General features: G+C 72.1%; 17 protein-coding genes. 12 read left to right on the forward strand and 5 right to left on the reverse strand.

Annotation, left to right across the window (positions count from 1 at the left end):
• The 5 genes from ACMGFG_RS14005 to ACMGFG_RS14025 form a co-directional block, all read left to right on the forward strand.
• The coding region (locus tag ACMGFG_RS14005) for a DUF7519 family protein (protein WP_436930948.1) at nucleotides 1–436 on the forward strand (436 nt) is incomplete at its 5' end.
• 663 nt (nucleotides 437–1099) lie between these two features.
• Entirely contained in the window at nucleotides 1100–1363 is a 264-nt protein-coding gene (locus ACMGFG_RS14010; RefSeq protein WP_436930949.1) for an AbrB/MazE/SpoVT family DNA-binding domain-containing protein, read from the forward strand.
• Entirely contained in the window at nucleotides 1364–1816 is a 453-nt protein-coding gene (locus ACMGFG_RS14015) for a type II toxin-antitoxin system VapC family toxin (RefSeq protein ID WP_436930950.1), read from the forward strand.
• Nucleotides 1817–1871: 55 nt separating this feature from the next.
• Nucleotides 1872–2453, forward strand: coding sequence for a hypothetical protein (locus tag ACMGFG_RS14020; protein WP_436930951.1), 582 nt, complete (start codon nucleotides 1872–1874; stop codon nucleotides 2451–2453).
• A 1-nt stretch (nucleotide 2454) separates the two neighbouring features.
• Nucleotides 2455–3108 carry a DUF2238 domain-containing protein gene (locus tag ACMGFG_RS14025; RefSeq protein WP_436930952.1) on the forward strand — a complete coding sequence of 218 codons (654 nt, stop codon included), beginning with the start codon at nucleotides 2455–2457 and terminating at the stop codon, nucleotides 3106–3108.
• A gap of 1 nt (nucleotide 3109) precedes the next feature.
• Here the strand turns inward: ACMGFG_RS14025 and ACMGFG_RS14030 are convergent, their stop codons facing one another.
• Nucleotides 3110–4693, reverse strand: a complete 1584-nt coding sequence (locus ACMGFG_RS14030) for a cryptochrome/photolyase family protein (protein ID WP_436930953.1) — start codon at nucleotides 4691–4693, stop codon at nucleotides 3110–3112.
• A gap of 148 nt (nucleotides 4694–4841) precedes the next feature.
• On the opposite strand from ACMGFG_RS14030, the gene ACMGFG_RS14035 reads away from it, so the two are divergent.
• The gene (locus tag ACMGFG_RS14035; RefSeq protein WP_436930954.1) at nucleotides 4842–5714 is read left to right on the forward strand and encodes an amidohydrolase family protein; all 873 of its coding nucleotides are present in this window, start codon (nucleotides 4842–4844) and stop codon (nucleotides 5712–5714) included.
• Nucleotides 5715–5773: 59 nt separating this feature from the next.
• Here ACMGFG_RS14035 and ACMGFG_RS14040 read toward each other — a convergent pair whose 3' ends face one another.
• Nucleotides 5774–6844 carry a hypothetical protein gene (locus ACMGFG_RS14040; protein ID WP_436930955.1) on the reverse strand — a complete coding sequence of 357 codons (1071 nt, stop codon included), beginning with the start codon at nucleotides 6842–6844 and terminating at the stop codon, nucleotides 5774–5776.
• A 160-nt stretch (nucleotides 6845–7004) separates the two neighbouring features.
• Here ACMGFG_RS14040 and ACMGFG_RS14045 point away from each other — a divergent pair, with 160 nt between their 5' ends.
• The 6 genes from ACMGFG_RS14045 to ACMGFG_RS14070 all read left to right on the forward strand — a co-directional run bounded on the left by ACMGFG_RS14045 (nucleotide 7005) and on the right by ACMGFG_RS14070 (nucleotide 14739).
• Nucleotides 7005–9020: a hydantoinase/oxoprolinase family protein gene (locus ACMGFG_RS14045; protein ID WP_436930956.1), complete on the forward strand. Its 2016-nt coding sequence runs from the start codon at nucleotides 7005–7007 to the stop codon at nucleotides 9018–9020.
• A 337-nt stretch (nucleotides 9021–9357) separates the two neighbouring features.
• On the forward strand, nucleotides 9358–10989 hold the full coding sequence (locus ACMGFG_RS14050) for a hydantoinase B/oxoprolinase family protein (RefSeq protein ID WP_436930957.1): 1632 nt from the start codon (nucleotides 9358–9360) through the stop codon (nucleotides 10987–10989).
• A gap of 831 nt (nucleotides 10990–11820) precedes the next feature.
• A complete protein-coding gene (locus ACMGFG_RS14055) occupies nucleotides 11821–12279 on the forward strand; it encodes a DUF7109 family protein (protein ID WP_436930958.1) in 459 nt (152 codons plus the stop codon).
• A 166-nt stretch (nucleotides 12280–12445) separates the two neighbouring features.
• The gene (locus ACMGFG_RS14060; protein ID WP_436930959.1) at nucleotides 12446–13432 is read left to right on the forward strand and encodes a nucleoside hydrolase; all 987 of its coding nucleotides are present in this window, start codon (nucleotides 12446–12448) and stop codon (nucleotides 13430–13432) included.
• Nucleotides 13433–13543: 111 nt separating this feature from the next.
• A complete protein-coding gene (locus ACMGFG_RS14065) occupies nucleotides 13544–14182 on the forward strand; it encodes an NUDIX hydrolase (RefSeq protein ID WP_436930960.1) in 639 nt (212 codons plus the stop codon).
• Between the two features lie 95 nt (nucleotides 14183–14277).
• On the forward strand, nucleotides 14278–14739 hold the full coding sequence (locus ACMGFG_RS14070; protein ID WP_436930961.1) for an MGMT family protein: 462 nt from the start codon (nucleotides 14278–14280) through the stop codon (nucleotides 14737–14739).
• On the opposite strand, the gene ACMGFG_RS14075 is transcribed toward ACMGFG_RS14070, so the two are convergent.
• From ACMGFG_RS14075 to lonB, 3 genes are all read right to left on the reverse strand, one after another.
• Nucleotides 14740–15156: a hypothetical protein gene (locus tag ACMGFG_RS14075; protein ID WP_436930962.1), complete on the reverse strand. Its 417-nt coding sequence runs from the start codon at nucleotides 15154–15156 to the stop codon at nucleotides 14740–14742.
• A 43-nt stretch (nucleotides 15157–15199) separates the two neighbouring features.
• A complete protein-coding gene (locus ACMGFG_RS14080; protein ID WP_436930963.1) occupies nucleotides 15200–16258 on the reverse strand; it encodes a CPBP family intramembrane glutamic endopeptidase in 1059 nt (352 codons plus the stop codon).
• Nucleotides 16259–16344: 86 nt separating this feature from the next.
• Entirely contained in the window at nucleotides 16345–18507 is a 2163-nt protein-coding gene (lonB, locus tag ACMGFG_RS14085) for an ATP-dependent protease LonB (RefSeq protein ID WP_436930964.1), read from the reverse strand.
• Between the last annotated feature and the right edge of the window lie 195 nt (nucleotides 18508–18702).

Here is an 18702-nt window from a genome sequence, read left to right on the forward strand (position 1 = left end):
GACGGCGGCGGCGATGGCGCTGGTCGCGAGCGCCGCGGGCGCGGCCGTTGCGGCGCTCGGGACGGCCGTGTTGCTCGCGGGGGTTCGACGGGCGAACCACCGCGCCGTCGACGCCGGTGGGGCCGTCGCGTTCGTCGGCGTCGCGCTCGCGGCGCTGTCGGAGGCGCCCGCGGCCCCGATCCTGTTCGGGACGGTCGCCGCCGTCGTCGCCTGGGACGCCGGCACCAACGCCGTCTCGCTGGGCCGGCAGCTCGGCGCGGAGGCCGACACCGTCCGCGCCGAGAACCTCCACGCGATGGTCGGCGCCGTCGTCGGCCTCGTCACCGCGGCCTTCGGCCTCGTCCTCTTCGCGGTCGGCCCGACCGGCCAGCCCGTCACTACCCTCTTCGTCCTCCTGATCGCCGCGACCTTCCTCGTCGTCGCGCTGAACCGTTGACATCCTCCTCCGCCTGAAGGCGGAGGAATCCCGACCGCGTTTGGGATAATAATCGAACGCCGACGGCGGCCGGCCCACAGCCGCCCCCGGTCGGACCGCGGCCCGGAAGTTATACGCTGAACAGGCGCAATACCACGGCGTTCACGCCGTGGATACGCGCCGTCACTTGGGAGAGAACCCACGTTCGACAGCACTCTGAGTTTCGGGATACCGACGTTTAAGTGACAGGCAACCCTAGTAACGGAGAGGAATCGGTCGGAACGGAGCGGATTCCGAACCGTCCTTCGGAGGTGGCCTGTCCACCCATCTAATGAGACAGTATCCGAAAGGGCAGTCGGTGAACACACATGCTAGAAGCGTGTGCCCGTGCCGACTGCTCAAAGCAAACCAGACGATACCCCCAAGTCCGGTGACGCCTGCTGGCGTCCCCGTGGCAAAAACAACACCGGGACGCCGTACACGGTCGAGGAGAGGGGTAACGGCGGCTTGGCACTGCCAGCAGTCCACCAGTCCGATACCGTGGGACTACCCGTGCCCGAAAGGGCTTGGAGTCCGGTGACTGGACTGCGAACCTGAAACTCCCACCGCTCGGGATTCCTCCGCGGTTACGCGGAGGAGGATGTCAAGGTGATCGAGCGTATCAGATCGAAACGTGGTGATCGAATGAGTTCGACCGACGACGCCGAGGGGGAGGAGTACGGCGAGGCGGAGATCAACGACCGGGGACGGCTGACGATCCCGAAGGAGCTCCGGGAGGACCTCCAGCTCGACGAGGGAACGACGTTCCGCGTGGTCCGTGAGGGCAACGACATCCGACTCGTCCGGCAGTTGCCGGAGTTACAGACGCTCTCGTCGGGGAAGTCCCGGGACGAGTGGGGCGACGAGGCGTTCCGCGACGCGGGCGAGGGGACGTTCGGAGGCCGATAGATGCGCGCCCTCCCGGACCTGAACGCCCTCGCGATCCAGCTGGTCGACGACCATCCGGGCCATCGGTACGTCGCCGAGGAGCTGGTCCCCGTTCTCCAGGGGGAGGACACGCTGTTGCCGTTCGGCTACCTGCCGTTGCGGGTGCAGTGGGTGCTGGAGGACCTGGAGTTCTCGACGGTCGAGGCGCGGAACGCGGTCAGTTCGCTGCTCCGATATCCGATGGAGTCCGTCGACGTGACGCCCGAGACGGTGCTGCACGCCTACGAGGTCAGCGCCGAGAAGAACCACGACGCCTACGACTGCTTCTACGTCGCGCTCGCCCGGGAGGCCGACGCCGACCGGCTCGTCACGACGGATCGGGACTTCGAGACCCTCTGTGCGGACGAGCCGTTCGAGTACGTGAACCCGGTCCCCGACGACGTGCTCTCGGAGTTCCACGACGTCTCGACGTAGGCCGCCCGGCAGGTTCCGGCCGCCGGCTTTTCCCGGCCGGTCACCAACGGTTCGCATGACACGACTCCGGTCGCTCCGTCGCGGCGGGCGGGCCAACGCCGCGCTCGCGTGGCTACTGGCGGGCGCGCTGGCCGCGGTGGCGGTCGCGAGCGCGCTCGCTGGCGACCTCGCGTGGGCGCTGCTCGCGCTCGTGCTCGGGGTGCCGGTCGCGGCGCCCGCGGTCGCCGCCCGCGACCCGACCGCCACGGTCCCGTGGGCACCGGCGCTGGCGGCGGTCGCCGCGGTCGCCGGTCCGTTGGCGGGCCTGCCGACCGAACTCGCGGGGTACCTCGCGGTCGCGGCGTTCGCGACGCTCGCGGTCGTCGACCTGGTCGCGTTCACGAGCGTCCAGTTGAGCCCGCGGTTCGCGGCCGCCTCGGTGGCGCTGACGACGATGGCCGCCCAGGCGGTCTGGGCCGTCGCGCAGTTCTACTCGGACGTGTGGCTCGGGACGGCCTACATCCCCTCGAAGACCGAACTGCAGTGGGACTTCGTCGCCGCGACGGCCGTCGCGGTCGCCGCCGGCGTCGCGTTCCTGTGGTACGCCGGGCGGTTCGAGGACGCGCTGTCGACGAACGGACCGACGGGGGCGACGTGAGATGACCCTGGGCGACGCGCTCGGGCTCTCGGACGGCCAGGAGCGGCTGCTGACGCGGGGGCTACAGGCGGCGCTGGCGGCGCTGGTGGTCTACGGGGCCGCGACGGGCAGCTGGGGGACGGTCGTCAACGGCGCGGCCGCGCTGGCGGCCACGTTCCTCCCGGCGCTGGTCCGCCGGGAGTACGGCTACGCGATGGACCCGGGACTGGTGCTGTGGATCGCCGTCGCCGTCTTCCTCAACGCCCTCGGGTTCGCGGGGCTGTACGAGCAGTACCAGTGGTACGACGAGATCACCCACACCGTCTCGGGGACGATCATCGCCGGGATCGGGTACGCGTCGTTCCGCGCGGTCGAGGAACACTCCGGCGAGGTCGAGGCGCCGCCGGCCTTCCGGGCGGCGTTCGTCGTCGTCTTCGTGCTCGCGGCCGGGGTCGTCTGGGAGCTGCTGGAGTTCGCGTCCGAACAGCTCGCGGCCGCGCTGGGCGCCGCGGCGCCGCTGGTCGTCTACGGCGTCGACGACATCGTGACCGACATGGTATTCAACGGGGTCGGCGGACTGGTCGTCGCGCTGTGGGGCAGCGACTACGTCGGCGGAGTCACCGGCTTCCTCCGGGACCGGCTCGGCGGGGGCGAGGACCCTCCGGCTGACGGGTGAGCTACAGGTCGCCCTCCTCGTCCATCGTCCGGAGTTCGCTGACGCGCTGGTAGACCTCGTCCATCTCGCCGTCCTCGCGCTTGTCGTCGACGTGGCCGTAGACGAGGCCCATGCGGTGGTTGCTCCGCAACTCGTCCTCGTTGCGCGCGAGGAAGTCCCAGTACAGCGCGTTCAGCGGGCAGGCGCCCTTGCCGGTCGTCCGGTCGGGGTCGTAGGCGCAGCCCTCGCAGTAGTCGCTCATGCGGTCGACGTAGTTGGCCGATGAGACGTACGGCTTGGTGGCGAAGACGCCGCTCCCGTACGACCCCATCTCGACGACGTTGGGCGTGGTCACCCAGTGGTAGGCGTCGACGTAGGTGGCGTGGAACCACTCGTTGAGTTCGGCGGGGTCGACGCCCCACAGCGTCGCGACGTTCGCGAGGACCATCAGCCGCTGGATGTGGTGGGAATACCCCCGTTCGTACACGTCGCCGACGCTGCCGGCGACGCAGGCCATGTCGGTGTCGCCCGTCCAGTAAAAGTCGGGGAGCGGCCGGTCGGCACCCAGCCGGTTCGCCTCGGCGAGGGCGGGCATCGTCCGCTCGTAGACGTGGCGCACGAACTCACGCCAGCCGAGGAACTGCCGGACGGCGCCCTCCGCGGAGTTGAGCGGCACGTCCGCCCGGGACTCGTAGGCGTCCTCGATAGCGGTAACCGCCTCCCAGGGGTGGACCAGCCCGAGGTTGACCGCCGGCGAGAGCAGGGCGTGGGCCATCGCGGGGTCGTCGGCCCGCATCGCGTCCTGGTAGGGGCCGAACTCGGGGAGCCGTTCGGCGACGAAGTGGTCGAGCGCGGCCAGCGCGTCCTCGCGGGTGACCGGCCAGGCGAAGCCCTCGGTCGACCCCCAGGTGTCGAACTCGTCGGCGACCCACTCAGCGACCTCCGCCGTGAGGGCGTCCCGTTCGGGCTCGTACACCGGCGGGGCCTCCCAGTCGTCCGGCGGGACCTCGCGGTTGTCCTCGTCGAAGTTCCACTCGCCGCCGACGGGCTCGCCGTCCGCCATCAGGACGCCGCTCTCGCGGCGCATCCACCGGTAGAACTCCTCGTGACGGTACTGGTCACCCTCGCCCCCGCCCCCACCGTCCGCCCACTCGTCGAAGGCCTCGGGAGTAGAGCAGAACAGTTCGTTGGTGACGAGTTCGAGGTCGCCGCCGACGGCGTCGACGAGCTCGCGGAAGCGGTCGCCGCTGCGGTGGCTCGGCGAGCGCATCGCGACGAGGGTGTCGTCGGGGTGGCGGTCGAAGTACGTCGCCAGCCCCTCGCGGAACGTCTCGGTCCGCACGTACTCGACCTCGTAGCCGGCTTCGCGGAGTTCGTCCCGGAAGTGGCGCATCGCGGCGAAGACGAGCGTGAGCTTGTGGTGGTGGTAGGGCTTGCGCCGGGCGAACCCGTGGGCCTCGATCATGCAGACGCGCGACCCCTCCGGAGCGCGGTCGAGCGGACCGACCCCGGGGTGGAGGTGGGTCCCGAGGACCCAGGGGACGCGGGTCGGGTCGTCCAGGTCGTACTCGTCGGGCGTGCCGACGACCGGGCGTGGCTGTGTCATGGCGGAGACGGGGCCGATACCGTGTCTAGCGGGACTCGCACAATAGAGACGGTACCCACACAGTTCGATCGGGGTGCGGGCGAGCGATAGCCGCCGTCCGCCGGTCGTCGGCCGACCGACCTATGGCGCTGGCGTGTGAAGGCGCCCCATGCCGATCGACGTTCTCGACGGGGAGGCTCGCGCCGTCGACACGCACGCCCACCAGCCCACGTCGGTGTTCCTGGAGGACGCGGGCGGACAGCTCATGCGGGACGCCGCCGAGCGGTTCGGGACCGACCTGGAGCCGTGGAGCTACGCGGAGATGGTCGACGAGTACCGCGAGGCGGGCGTGGGACGGGCGGTCCTGCTGGGCTGGGACGCCGAGACCAACACGGGCAACCCACCGGTCCCGAACGAGCACGTCGCGGAGGTGCGCGACGACTACCCCGACTTTTTCGTCGGGTTCGGGAGCGTCGACCCGCACAAGGACGACTGCGTGGCGGAGGCGCGCCGCTGTATCGAGGACCTCGACCTGTCGGGGTTCAAGTTCCAGCAGATCGCACAGGGGTTCGACCCGAGCGACCCCGCCCACGACGAGCTGTGGGCGACCATCGAGGGGCTGGGCGTGCCGGTCGTCTTCCACGGCGGCAACACGACCCTCGGCGCGGGCGCCCCCGGGGGTCGGGGCCTCCGGATCGAGTACGGGGACCCGATGCTGGTCGACGACGTGGCGGCGCGGTACCCCGACCTGCAGATCCTGGTCGCCCACCCCGCGTTTCCGTGGGAGAAAGAGCAGCTCGCGGTCTGCCAGCAGAAGGGCAACGTCTACATGGACCTGTCGGGGTGGCACCCGAAGTACATCGACGACCAGGTGCTCCAGTACGCCCGGACCGTGCTGCAGGACAGGGTGATGTTCGGGACGGACTACCCGATGATCCGGCCCGGCGAGTGGCTCGAGGGGTTCGCCGAGCACTGCGACTTCCCGGCGGAGGTCCAGCGGAAACTCCTCTGGGAGAACGCCGAGGCGTTCCTGGGGCTGTGAGCGGGAGCGCGCTCGCTCGGTGCCGGGTCACGGGGCTACCGCGACGGGTCGGTCGCAGACTACCGCGGCGAATCGGTGGTCGCGACAGTCGCGTCACCGGCGGCGGACCGCGCGGCCACCCCGTCGACGGTGAGCGTGCGGCCGCTCGCCGTCAGGGCGGAGGTGGTGACGGTCGGCGCCGGGCCGGCGTCGGTCGGCGCCAGTGGGGTCCCCGTGGTGGCGTTCGACGACGGGTCGGTGCCGGCGACTGTCGCGTTGGCGTCCGGGGTGTTGACGGCGACGACGTCGGGGCCGGGGACGCAGAACGCGTCCGGACGGCGGACGGCGACGCCGCCGACCTCGGTGACGGTGAACGTATCGATGCTGGTGGTGTTGACGACCCCCTCGATGGTGTCGCGCTGGATCGTCCGCTCGTGGCGGACGTGGCGGACGACCCCGCGGCGGTCGACCAGGACGGTGGACTCGACGGTCATCGCCTCCCCCGAGCCCACGAGGATCTCGATGTCGCGGGCCTCCTCGAAGACGCGCACCTCGGTGCCGTTCCAGGTGCGCGTGCCGACCCGCGTGTAGTTGTACGGACCGATCCGGTCGTCGAGCCAGTTCTCGCCGGTCAGGGCGTCGCGGTACCAGGCCGACCCCGGCGAGTCGGGCCCGTAGGGCCGGCGGTCGACGGCGACGCCGTCCTCGACCTGGCGGAGCCGGTAGACGGTGCCGGCGACGGCGAACACGCGGACCGACCGGAAGCCGAGCGTGACCCCCTCGTAGGTGAACGCGCTGGCGCCGGCGGTGGCCCGCACCCGCGTGCCGTCCATCCGGAGGGCGAAGCTGTAGTTGTCCAGCGCGGCGCCGTGGCTGGCCACGAGGTCCGTGCCGGCGACGATCCCGTCGGTCGTCGGGAGGGGGGCGGGTGTCGCCGGCGTCGGCGGCGGGGTCCGGTCGTCGGCCGCGACCCGTGGGGCGAGACACTCCGTCGGCGTCGGCGTGGCCGTCCGCAGCGACTCCGCGGTCGGCACCTCGGCGGGCGTCAGCGTCGGCGTGTCGGGATCGGCGGTGTCGCCCGCCGGACCGCCGAAGGCGTTGCAGCCGGCGAGGACGACCAGCAGCGCCACGACGACGGTACGTCGGTGCACGCTCGCCACTGAGGATTCGACCCGCAAAAACCTACGCACGGCAGCTCCGGGCGCGCGCTCGCCGGCCGCGACCGCCGGTCCGGCGCCGCCCGGGCTGGACGCGCGTCCACGCGCCGCGGCGACGGGGCAGGCTTATCGGCGCGCCGCCGCAGGGTCCGGTATGGACGCAGCCGACGCCGCCGACGACCGCGACGCCCGCCTGGGCGTCGACGTGGGCGGCACCTTCACCGACGTGGCGCTGGTGGTCGACGGCGAGCTGACGACCGCGAAGGTCCCGACGACCGACGACCAGTCCCGCGGGGTCGTCGCCGGGATCGAGGCGGCCTGCGACGCCGCCGGCGTCGACCCGGGCGAGGTCGCCGGGTTCCGCCACGCCACCACCGCCGCGGTCAACGCCGTGCTCGAAGGGGCGGGCGCCGAGACGGCGCTCGTGACGACCGAGGGGTTCGCCGACGCCGTCGAGATCGGTCGCCAGGACCGCCCGGCGCTGTACGACCTCTCGGCGGGGAAATCCGCGCCGCTCGTCCCGGCCGAGCGCCGCTTCGAGGTGGACGAACGGGCGACCACGCAGGGGATCGAGCGCCCCGTCGACCCGGAGGAGGTCCGGGGCGTCGCGGACGCGCTCGACGGGGACTACGAGAGCGTGGCGGTCGCGTTCCTCCACGCCTACGCCCATCCCGACAACGAGCGGCGGGCGGCCGAGATCCTCCGGGAAGAGCTAGATGTTCCGGTCTCGGCCAGCCACGAGGTGCTCGCGGAGTTCCGCGAGTACGAGCGGACGGCGACGACCGTCGCCGACGCCTACGTGACGCCGGTCGTCGACGACTACCTCGCCCGGCTCGACGAGGGGGCGGCGGGCCTGGGCCTGCCGCCGGTGCGCGTGATGGGCTCGAACGGCGGGATCGCCGACGCCGAGACGGTCCGGGAGCGCGCGGTCACGACGCTTTTGTCGGGGCCGGCGGCGGGCGTCGTCGGCGCCGGGCGCTTCGAGCGGGAGGAGGACGCGGGGCTCGTCACCTTCGACATGGGCGGCACGTCCTCGGACGTGAGCCTCGTCCGGGACGGGCGCGCCGAGCGGACGACCGACGCGGAGATCGGCGGCCACCCCGTCGGCGTCCCGATGGTCGACGTCCACACCGTCGGTGCCGGCGGCGGCTCTATCGCCCGCGTCGACGAGGGCGGGGCGCTCCGGGTGGGTCCCGAGTCCGCGGGCGCCGAGCCCGGTCCGGCCTGCTACGGGAAGGGGGGCGACGAGCCGACCGTCACCGACGCGGCCGTGGTACTTGGGTATCTCGGCGCGGACACGACGCTGGGCGAGGGGCTCGCCCTCGACGCCGACCGCGCGGAGGCGGTCATGGAAGACCTGGCCGACGAAGCGGGGCTCGACACCGTGATCGACGCCGCGCAGGGCGTCTACCGGGTGGCCAACGCGACGATGGCCCGCGCCATCCGCGGCGTGACCGTCGAGCGCGGCCACGACCCGCGGGAGTTCGCACTCGCGGCGTTCGGCGGCGCCGGGCCGATGCACGCCGCGACGCTCGCCGACCGGCTGGGTATCGAGACGGTCCTGGTCCCGCCCGGCAACGGCGTCCTCTCGGCGCTGGGGCTGCTGGCCGCCGACGAGCGCCACGACGCGACCCGGACCTACCGGACCGGGCTCGCCGACGCCGACCCCGAGGCGGTCGAGTCGGTGTTCGAGGGGCTGGCAGCGGACGCCCTCGGGGACGCCAGCGAGCCCGAAGCCGCGACGGTCGAGCGCGAGGCCGAGTGTCGCTACGCGGGCCAGAGCTTCGAACTCGCGGTCGATGCGCCCGCGCCGTTCGACGCGGCGACGGTCCGCGAGCGGTTCCACGACGCACACGAGCGCGCCCGCGGCTACCGCATGGACGAGCCGGTCGACCTGGTGACCTGCCGGGTCACCGCGACGGTCCCGGGCGACCCGCCGGACCTGGCCTACGACCCCGGGGGCGACCCCTTGCTCGGGAAACGGGACGCCTTCTTCGAGTCGGGGTTCTATCGCGCGCCGGTCTACGACCGCGCCCGCGTCCCGGTCGACGTGCCCGTGGAGGGCCCTGCTATCTTCGCCGGCGGCGAGAGCACGGTCGTCCTCCCGCCGCAGTGGACCGCCCGCGCCGACGACCGGGGGACGCTCGTGCTGGAGGCGGGCGAGGAATGACCGTGACTGAAACCTCACCGACCAACCGACCGGCGCGCGCTGGAGCGCGCTCTCGTGCGCGCGACGTAGCCGCGCGAGGGATGAGCGACGACAGGAGCGAATCGGCTGGGGAGGCCCGTGGTTCGCGGTGGCAGTGCGGCCGTGTCGGGTGGACTGAAAGGGGCCGTCCGCTCCGGGAACCCGGGCGACGCAAGCACCGAAGCCGAGCGAAGCGAGGCGAGGCGCGCAGCGAGCCCCGGGACCGGAGCGGACGGGGGCTTTCAGCACTCGTTCCCGTCGGCCGGCTCGCAGCCGCTCGCATCATCAACCGATACGACACCGAAGGAGGCGACGACGAATGGTAGACCTCGACCCGGTCGAACTGGAGATTCTGCGGAACCAGCTGGAGAGCGTCGCAGAGGAGATGGGCCAGACACTGATCCGCGGCGCCTACTCGCCGAACATCACCGAGCGGCGGGACTGTTCGACGGCGGTCTTCGACGCCGACGGGCGGCTGGTCGCCCAGGCAGAGCACATCCCGGTCCACCTCGGGGCGATGCCCGAGGCCGTCGACGCGGTGCTCGACCGCGACCCGCAGCCGGGGGATGTCTTCGCGCTGAACGACCCCTTCGAGGGAGGGACGCACCTCCCCGACGTGACGCTGGTCTCGCCGATCGCGCCCGACCGGGATCCCGGCTCCGATGCCACCGACTCGGAGGGCCCCGATATCCTCGGTTACGCGGTCTCGCGGGCCCACCACGCCGACGTGGGCGGGATGGCGCCGGGGAGCATGCCGGCGGGCGCCCGCGACATCCACCAGGAGGGGCTCCGCATCCCGCCGGTCCGGCTGGTCGAGGGCGGCGAGATCCGCGCGGAAGTCGAGTCGCTGATCCTGGCGAACGTCCGGAATCCCGACGAGCGCCGGGCGGACCTGCGGGCGCAGATCGCCGCCAACGACCGCGCCGAGGAACGGATCGGCGACCTCCTCGACGACCACGGCGACCGCCTGCTCGCCGCCTTCGACGCCGTGATCGACTACTCCCGCGAGCGCGTCGAAGCGGAACTCCGCGAGTTGCCCGACGGCACCTACCGCGCGGCCGACGCCATGGAGGGCGACGGCGTCACCGACGACGACGTGCCCGTCGAGGTGGCGGTCACCGTCGACGGCGCGACCGTCGACGTGGACTTCGCCGGCACCGCCGACCAGGTCGCCGGCAACGTCAACGCCCCCCTCACCGTCGCCAAGAGCGCTGTATACTTTGTGATCAAATGTATTACGGATCCCGAGATACCGCCGAATCAGGGCTGTTACGAGCCCGTCACGGTCGAGGCGCCGGGCGGATCGCTGTTGAACCCCGAGCCGCCGGCGGCGGTGGTCGGCGGGAACGTGGAGACGAGCCAGCGGGTGACCGACGTGGTCTTCGCGGCGCTGGCGGAGGCGGCGCCGGACCGCGTGCCCGCGGGCGGCCAGGGGACGATGAACAACCTCGTCGTCGGCGACGCGGGCTTTGCCTACTACGAGACCGTCGGGGGCGGCGCGGGCGCCACCCCGGACGGCGACGGGCTCTCGGGCGTGCAGGTCGGGATGACGAACACGCTGAACACGCCGGTCGAGGCGCTCGAAGCGGCCTACCCGCTCCGGGTCGAGCGCTACGCGCTCCGCGACAGTAGCGGCGGCGAGGGGCGATACCGCGGCGGCGACGGGCTCGTCCGCTCGGTGCGGGTCGAGACCGACGCGACCGTCTCGCTGTTGACCGAGCGCCGGCGCCACGCCCCCCGCGGCATCGCCGGCGGCGCGGACGGCGAGCCCGGGATCAACCGCATCGACGGCGAGCGCGTCCCGGCGAAGGTGACACGGGAGGTGTCGGCGGGCACGACCGTCACCGTCGAGACTCCCGGCGGCGGCGGTCACGGGCAGCCGGCGAGCGGGTCGGACGACGCCTCCCACGGAGACGGTGCCACCGACGACGGTTCGAACGACTCGGCGTGATCGACCGGTCGCGACTGGTCGGGGTGAGGGCCGGGTTCGAGTGCAAGGGGACTGCCGCGGTGCGGTCGGCGCGCGCTGGAGCGCGCGTTCATGCGCGCGACCGTAGCCGCGCGAGGTCTTCGGGAGCCTGCGACCGAAGGCTCGTCGGAGCGTGCTCCGACGGCGGATTCGCGACTCGCGTGTCGCGAATCGGCTGGGGAGGTGTGAGGCCCGTTGCGGTGCTGTGCGGTCGTGGTGCGGTCGCTGTGTGGTTGCGGTTCCTGGTGTCCGCGCGAACGTGTGAGCGCGGGCTCGGGAGAGCTTGCTCTCCCGGTGGACTGAACGGGCGAGGCGCGCTCGCGCCGATAGTCGCCTGAGCGACCCCTATCCGCGCGGTGCGAGGCGCTGTGCGCCTCGAAGCGAACGGCTGTGCCGTGAGCGGGCGGTGCCGAGAGCACGGATATGTCGCTCAGCGACCGCGAGCGCGGCGAGGGCTTTCATCGCCTGCTGTCCCCTGCAGTACCGACTCCAGCCAGCGAGCGGACCGAGGGCTTTCATCGCCTGCTGTCTCCTGCGGTACCGACTCCAGCCAGCGAGCGGACCGAGGGCTTTCATCGCCTGCTGTCAGTTGCGGTCGCATCCCCTGCGGTACCGACTCCAGCTAGCGCGCCGAGGGCGTTCACCGCTCACCGTCGAATACGGTCGAGAGGAGTACGGTCGAGACGAGTGCGGGCACAGCCGTCCCCATCCTTCCCCCGACAGGTCGACCAGAATCGCCTCCTCGACACACCCGTTCGAGCACACGCGACGAGGAGGCGAACGCTGAAATGGGGCGGCGTCGTGGCCCCGGGTATGAGTCTCGTCGCCGACGAACTGGCGGGCGTGGTCGACCTGTTCGGGGGGTTGACCCGGGCGGAACTCCACCGTGGGCTCGAAGAGCTGGCCTACAAGCGCGGCGAGGAGCCCGACGCCGACGCGGTCGCCGCGGCCGTCGACGCCGCCGTCGAGAGCTACCACCTCGTCCCCGTCGAGCGCGACGACGCGACGCTGCTCGTCGCCGGGCCGACCGCCTTCCCGACGCTGCCCGAGGGCGCAGCGGATCTCCCGCACATCATGGACGTGGAGGCGCGGTCGGTCGACCGCGAGACCGCCGCGGCCGCCGCCCGGGACCGCCTCGACGCCCAGGCGGTCGAGGTCGCCAAGGCGGGCGACGCCGACCGCGCCGACGAACTGGTCGAGGTCTGCTACGACCTGGAGACGTGGGCCGCCGTCGACACCGCCGAACTGCGCGAGCGACTGGACGACGTGTGAGTCCCCGCGAGCGGCCGGGCAACGACGCGATCGGGCACCAACATGACCGGACACCAAAGCGACCGACTCGCCGCCCGTCTCTCGTACCCCGGGCGCTCCCGGGAGCGTCACGTCGCTTCCGCGACCGGAAGGTTCTCCGCGCGGCGCCCCGATCCGAGCGACACTCGTGACGGATCCTGACAGCTACCTCTCGGACGACGGCCCGACCGCCGACGACCCCGCCCCGGTCGTGCTCGCGACCGACATCGGAACGGACGTGGACGACACGTGGGCGCTCGCGCAGCTCCTGCGGACGCCCCAGCTCGACCCCCGGCTCGTGGTGACCGAAACCGGCGACCCGACCTACCGGGCGAGCGTCGCCGCGAAGCTGCTGGAGCGCGCCGGACGGACCGACGTGCCGGTCGGGCTCGCGCCCGACGCCCGCGAGATGGACGCGGGCGAGCGCACCCAGGCGCCGTGGGTCGACGAGTACGACCTCGGCGACTACCCCGGCGAGGTCCGTCGGGACGGGGTCGAGGCGCTCGCGGCGGTAGTCGACGAGGCCGACGAGCCGGTCACCGTCGTCTCGATCGGGCCGACGCCGACGCTCGCGACGGCCGTCGAGCGCCACCCCGGCCTCACGCGCGAGTGTCGCTTCGTCGGGATGCACGGCAGTTTCCACGAGGGCTACGACGGCGGCGAGCCCGACGCCGAGACGAACGTCCGGGTCGACCCGGCGGCGTTCCGGACGGTCTGTGCCGCCCCGTGGCGCGACGTGCTCCTCACGCCGCTGGACACCTGCGGGCGCGTGACTCTCGACGGCGAGCGCTACCACCGGGTCTGGTCGGCCACCGACGACCCGCTCGTCCGCGGCGTCGTCGAGAACAACTGCCTCTTCGCCGCGCGCGTGCCGTGGACCGCCTACGACGACTTCGCGCGCCGCTCGTCGACGCTGTTCGACTGCGTCGCCGTCTACCTGGCTCACGACGAGTCGCTCGTCGAGACGGAGCCGGTCCGCTTCGACGTGACCGACGACGGGTTCACCGAACCCGACCCCGAGGGGGAGTTCTCCGCCCGCGTCGCTCTTGAGTGGGCCGACCGCGACACCTTCGAGGCGTACCTGACCGAGCGGCTGCTGACAACGGAGCCGTCCCCGGACTCGACGCATCGCTGACGCCGGACGGCTCGCGGGCGACGGACGCCTCGACGCGGTCGGCGGCGACCCGACGGCCGTTCCTTCGAGGGTAACCCGCCAGTTAAGACCACCCGGACCGTTCGGCCGGACATGGACCTGTCGCGGGTGCGCGAGCGCGACCCGGTCGAGCTGGCCGCCGGGGAGTCGCGAGCGGAGGGGAGCGACCGTCTCACCGGCGAGGAGCGCGAGGCGGCGGTCCTGGCGCCGGTCGTCGCCCGCGACGGCGCCGACCACGTCCTGTTCACGAAACGCGCCGACCACCTCAGCGACCACCCCGGACAGATGAGCTTCCCCGGCGGGGGCCGCGAACCCGAGGACGCGGACCTGCTCGCGACCGCGCTCCGGGAGGCCGGCGAGGAGATCGGGCTCCGCCCCGAGGAGGCCGAGGTCGTCGGCCGCCTCGACGACATCCGGACGATCACCGACTACCTCGTCCGGCCGTTCGTCGCCCGCATCGCCGACCGGGAGTACCGACCCAGCGACGACGAGGTCGCGGAGGTGGCGGTCCTCCCGGTCGCCGGGCTCGTCGACCCCGACAACTACGAGAGCGAGCGCCGCGACCACCCCCACTACGGCGAGATCCGGCTGCACTTCTTCCACGTCGACGGGTTCACCGTCTGGGGCGCCACCGCCAACATGCTCGTCCAGCTGCTCGAACTGGCGACCGACTGGGAACTGCCGCCCGAACCCGACCGGACCGTCGACGCCGACGCCGACCTGCCCGGATAGCGGACACCGGTCCGAAGCCGCCCGGCGCCGCCGGTTCGAGACGGCCCGGACGCGCGGAACAAATCTTCAAGTTCCGACCGGACGGACGGACAAGTATGAACGAGGAGGCGGGGATCTACGCGCGCGAGTCGTCGTATCTCGACCGGCACGTCCAGTTCGGGGCGGCGCAGGGCCGGGTGCTCTCGGTGAGCTTCCCGGAGAGCCCCGACGACGAGGCGGTCGACGACCACGCATTGCTCGACCGGATCGAGGAGTACCTCACGGGCGCCGAGGACGACTTCGCCGACGTGACCGTCGCGCTGACGGTCCCGACCGACCGCCGCGCGGTGCTGGAGGCGGTCCGGGAGATCCCCTACGGCGAACAGGTGAGCGTCGACCAGCTCGTCCGGATGACGCCCGACGGCGACCCGGACGACGAGGAGGACGTGCGCACCGCACGGAGCGCGCTGGCCGACAACCCCGCGCCGCTGCTGATCCCGGACCACCGCGTCCGCGACGGCCCCAGCGCCGCCCCCGCGGCGGTCGAGCAGCGCCTGCGCTCGCTCGAAGGCCTGTAGTCAGGCCGCCGCCCCGTCCGCGTCCTCAACCCCGTCCGCGTCGTCCGCCCCGTCCGAGAGGATCAGCAACATCGCGGCGAAGATGGCGAGGTCCGCCAGCAGCGAGAGCGTCCCCGTCCCGACCGGAGACCACCCGACGCCGACGGGTACCGGCCCGGCGACGACCGCCGACAGCACGAGCGCGGTCCCGCCGACGGCGAGCAGTCCGCCGGCGAGCAGGCGCGCCTGCGCGTCCGTCCCCGCGACGACGACCGCGCCGACGCCCCCGAGGACGAGCGCCAGCCCGACCGCGAGGTCGGCCGGCGGGAACGCGGGGCCGCCCGTCGAGTCGGTCACCGCTACCGCGAGCCACGCCAGCGCGAGCAGCACCCACCCCGCGAGCGTCGCTCGGCGGACGAGCGCGTCGTCGACGTTCACGCGCGACCGTTCGACCGGTTGTCACTAAACGGTAGCGCTCCGCTCACGACCAGACGGGGTCGGGCAGGCCGAGGCCCTCGTGGACGAGAAACTCCAGGGCGTTGACGAGGTAGTGGGCGACGACCACGGCGAGGAGACTCCCGGTCAGGACGAACCCGGCCGCGAGCGCGAAGCCCAGGCCCCCGGTGACGAGGACGCCCACGCGACCCTGGGCGCCGTGGCCGAGCGCGAACGCGGCCGACGAGACGACCGCGAGGACCCACGGCGAGGCGCCCAGCGCGGGCGTCACCGCGCCGACGACCGCCGCGCGGAAGATGAACTCCTCGACGACCGCGATGGTCGGCAGCGTCGCCCCAAGCAACAGCCCCCAGCCGCGGACGCCCTCGGGCGCGAGCAACTCCCGTAGCCCCTCGTCGTAGTCGGCGCCCGAGGCCGCCGCCAGCCCGGAGGCGAGCTCGTTGCCGACCCAGAGGACGACCCCGAACGCCACGCCGACGGCCACCGCCGGGAGGCCGGTCGAGAGAGGGGTGTCGCTGACGCCCAGCACGTCGAGCGGGACGCCGAAGTACCAGGCCCCGCCCGCGAGGATGGCGCCGAACAGCCCCTGCGTGAGCGCCACGTTCAACAGCAGGAGGCCGGGCGACATCGCCGGACCCTCCCGGGCGTCGTGCGCGACCGCTGGTTCGAGCGGCTCCCGCACCCGGTCCGCCTCGGCGGCGTCGTGCCGGTCCGCGTCCCCGGTCGGGCCCACCGCCCCGTCGGGCGCCAGGGGGTGTGCGACCGGCGACGACTCCGGTGGGTCCCCGTCTTCGTCGGACTCGATGTCGCCTGCCGTGTCCCGTCCGGTCGCGTTCGGGTTCCGAGCGGCCGCGCCCGCATCGCGCCCGTCGGGACCCGACACCTCCCCGGAGCGCGGCCGCTCGGAACCCGTTTCTCCGTCCGACTCCATCGCTCCGTCGTCCCCGTCGCCGTCGACGACGCCCTGCGAGAGCCGCGCGAGGATTAGAAAGCCCGCGAGGACGACGGCGACGAGCCAGGCGAACCCCGCCAGATCCGTCTCGGGGGCGGGCAGGGTCTGCGCGACGGCGAGCGCGGGACTCACACACGGAGTTGGGACTCGGCGGTCGAAAGTCGTTTCGAAGAAAGCGGGTTCGCGGGTCCGGTGGGCGGTCGGGCCGCCGAGTGCGGTTACTGCGGGCTCGGCGAGCCGCCGGTCTGGCCGACCTCGCGCTGTTCGAGCGCCTTGCCCGTGATGGACTTCAGGCGGTCGACCAGCGAGTCCTTCTCGGGCTCGCCGGCCAGCGCGACCTCCAGCACCTCGGAGATGTGCTGGACGGGGACGATCTCGATCTCGTCTTTGAACTCGTCCTCGATCATCACGTCCTGCTCGTTGGCCTTCGGGATGATGACCGTGTCGAGGCCGGACTTCGCCGCGGCCTCGATCTTGTGGGTGACGCCGCCGACCGGGAGCACGTCGCCCCGGACGGACAGCGAGCCGGTCATCGCGAGGTTCTGCTCGACGGGCACGTCCTCCAGCGCGGAGATGACCGCCGTGGCGACGGTGATAGAGGCGGAGTCGCCGTCGACGCCGCCCTCACCCGCCTGCACGAACTGGATGTGGACGTCTTTCTCGGAGATGTCCTCGTCGCTGAACTTCTTGATGATGGCCGAGACGTTCTGGACCGCCTCCTCGGCCATCTCCTGAAGCTGCCCCGTGGCGATCACTTCGCCGGGGCCCTGCGAGGGCGTGACCTCGGCCATGACGGGGAGGACGATCCCGCTGTCCTCGCCCATGACCGCGAGGCCGTTGACGCGGCCGACCACGTCGCCCTCGTTGACGGTGAGCTCGTAGTCCTTGCGCCGTTCGATGTAGTTGTCCGCGAGCTGCTGCTCGATCGAGCGGGAGCGCCGTTTCGCCTGGAGCACGTCGCCCCGCTCGGTGAACTCCTTGTCCTCGGCGCGAGCGATGTCGCCCGCGACGCGGACCAGCCCACCGAGGTCACGCAGCTTCAGCGAGAGGTGGCCCTTGCGGCCGGAACGCCGGCGGGCCTCGAGGATGACCTCCTCGACGGCCTCCTCGTCGAAGTGGGGCAGGCGGCCGTCCTTCTCGACCTCCTGGGCGACGAAGCGGGCGTACTTGCGCCGCATCTCGGCGTCGTCCTCGATGGTGTCGTCCATGTACACCTCGTACCCGTAGCCTTTGATACGCGAGCGCAGGGCCGGGTGCATGTTCTCCATGGCGTCGAGGTTGCCGGCCGCGACCATGATGAAGTCGGTCGGGACGGGCTCGGTCTGGACCATCGCGCCCGAGGAGCGCTCGGACTGGCCCGTGATGGAGAACTCGCCCTCCTGGATGGCCGTCATCAGCTTCTGCTGGCTGCGGATGTCGAGCGTGTTGATCTCGTCGACGAACAGCACGCCCTTGTTGGCCTTGTGGATGGCGCCGGCCTCGACGCGGTCGTGGCTCGGCGTCTCCATGCCGCCGGACTGGAACGGGTCGTGGCGCACGTCGCCCAGCAGCGCGCCGGCGTGGGCGCCGGTGGCGTCCTCGAAGGGGGCGGTCTGCTGGTTGGCGTTGTTGACCAGCAGGTTCGGGATCATCGCGTCGTTGCCCCGCGAGCCGTAGCGGAAGGCGAGATAGACGACGCCGGCCGCGAGGATGCCCAGGAGCACGGAGCCCTGGATGAGCAGCGCGTACCCGATGATGATCGCGATGATGATCCACATCAGGAACGACCGCATCTGGTTGCGCTTGCGCGCCTCCTCCTTGTGCGCGTCGACGATCTGTTCGCCCTTCCCCGCCGGCACGGTGCGGATCTTCGGCTCGTTGCCGTCGTCGGGGTTGTGGTAGACGAGCACGTCCTGCAGCTCCTCCTTGGGGAGCAGCTGGCTCATCGCCTTCGCCAGCATCGACTTGCCCGTCCCGGGCGAGCCGATCATCATCACGTGGCGGCGCTGCTTGGCCGCCTTCAGCACCACGTCGCGGGCGTGGTCCTGTCCGATGACCTGGTCGACCAGCCGGTCGGGCACCTCGATGTCGGCGGTGGTCTCGACGTCGAGCCCCCCGAGCAGGTCCTCGTCGGCGTTCTCGACGACGGCCTCGTCGGCGTCGATCTCGACGGCGCTGCCGAGGTCGTCGTCCCCGGCCTCGTCGTCCTCGACCTGGACCGTCCCGCCGGTCCCGGACTCGTCGGCGGCAGGCTCGTCGCCGCCCTCGGCGTCGCCCGGCGACCCCGGCTCCTCCCCTCGCTCGTCGGGGGCGGAGTCCGGCGCCTCGTCGGCCACGCCGACCTCCTCGGTCTCGTCCGCCTCCTCGGCGGACGGATCGTCGGTGTCGATATTCTCACTCATATAAACGATTCTGACATCAGAAGCCAAGGGCTGTTTATTGATATACTTTCTCCCCTCGACCGTCCCGATAACGCCCTCAAACCGCCGGACGTGAGCGGTATCGGCCGCTTCGGGGTACACGCCACCTACCGGTCGGACTCAATAAATCAGGGCGTGTCTAGCGGTGGCACACGCCGGGGTCGCGCTCGTCGGCCG

It is taken from the genome of Halosimplex halobium (genome assembly GCF_051414055.1).
Lineage (GTDB): Archaea > Halobacteriota > Halobacteria > Halobacteriales > Haloarculaceae > Halosimplex > Halosimplex halobium.

What these genes read in the sequence shown, in the direction of transcription:
- ACMGFG_RS14045 (WP_436930956.1), top strand. Translation starts at nt 7,005, where the DNA reads ATGGACGCAGCCGACGCCGCCGACGACCGCGACGCCCGCCTGGGCGTC.
- ACMGFG_RS14020 (WP_436930951.1), top strand. Translation starts at nt 1,872, where the DNA reads ATGACACGACTCCGGTCGCTCCGTCGCGGCGGGCGGGCCAACGCCGCG.
- ACMGFG_RS14070 (WP_436930961.1), top strand. Translation starts at nt 14,278, where the DNA reads ATGAACGAGGAGGCGGGGATCTACGCGCGCGAGTCGTCGTATCTCGAC.
- ACMGFG_RS14015 (WP_436930950.1), top strand. Translation starts at nt 1,364, where the DNA reads ATGCGCGCCCTCCCGGACCTGAACGCCCTCGCGATCCAGCTGGTCGAC.
- ACMGFG_RS14065 (WP_436930960.1), top strand. Translation starts at nt 13,544, where the DNA reads ATGGACCTGTCGCGGGTGCGCGAGCGCGACCCGGTCGAGCTGGCCGCC.
- ACMGFG_RS14035 (WP_436930954.1), top strand. Translation starts at nt 4,842, where the DNA reads ATGCCGATCGACGTTCTCGACGGGGAGGCTCGCGCCGTCGACACGCAC.
- lonB (WP_436930964.1), bottom strand. Translation starts at nt 18,507, where the DNA reads ATGAGTGAGAATATCGACACCGACGATCCGTCCGCCGAGGAGGCGGAC.
- ACMGFG_RS14010 (WP_436930949.1), top strand. Translation starts at nt 1,100, where the DNA reads ATGAGTTCGACCGACGACGCCGAGGGGGAGGAGTACGGCGAGGCGGAG.
- ACMGFG_RS14050 (WP_436930957.1), top strand. Translation starts at nt 9,358, where the DNA reads ATGGTAGACCTCGACCCGGTCGAACTGGAGATTCTGCGGAACCAGCTG.
- ACMGFG_RS14025 (WP_436930952.1), top strand. Translation starts at nt 2,455, where the DNA reads ATGACCCTGGGCGACGCGCTCGGGCTCTCGGACGGCCAGGAGCGGCTG.
- ACMGFG_RS14055 (WP_436930958.1), top strand. Translation starts at nt 11,821, where the DNA reads ATGAGTCTCGTCGCCGACGAACTGGCGGGCGTGGTCGACCTGTTCGGG.
- ACMGFG_RS14030 (WP_436930953.1), bottom strand. Translation starts at nt 4,693, where the DNA reads ATGACACAGCCACGCCCGGTCGTCGGCACGCCCGACGAGTACGACCTG.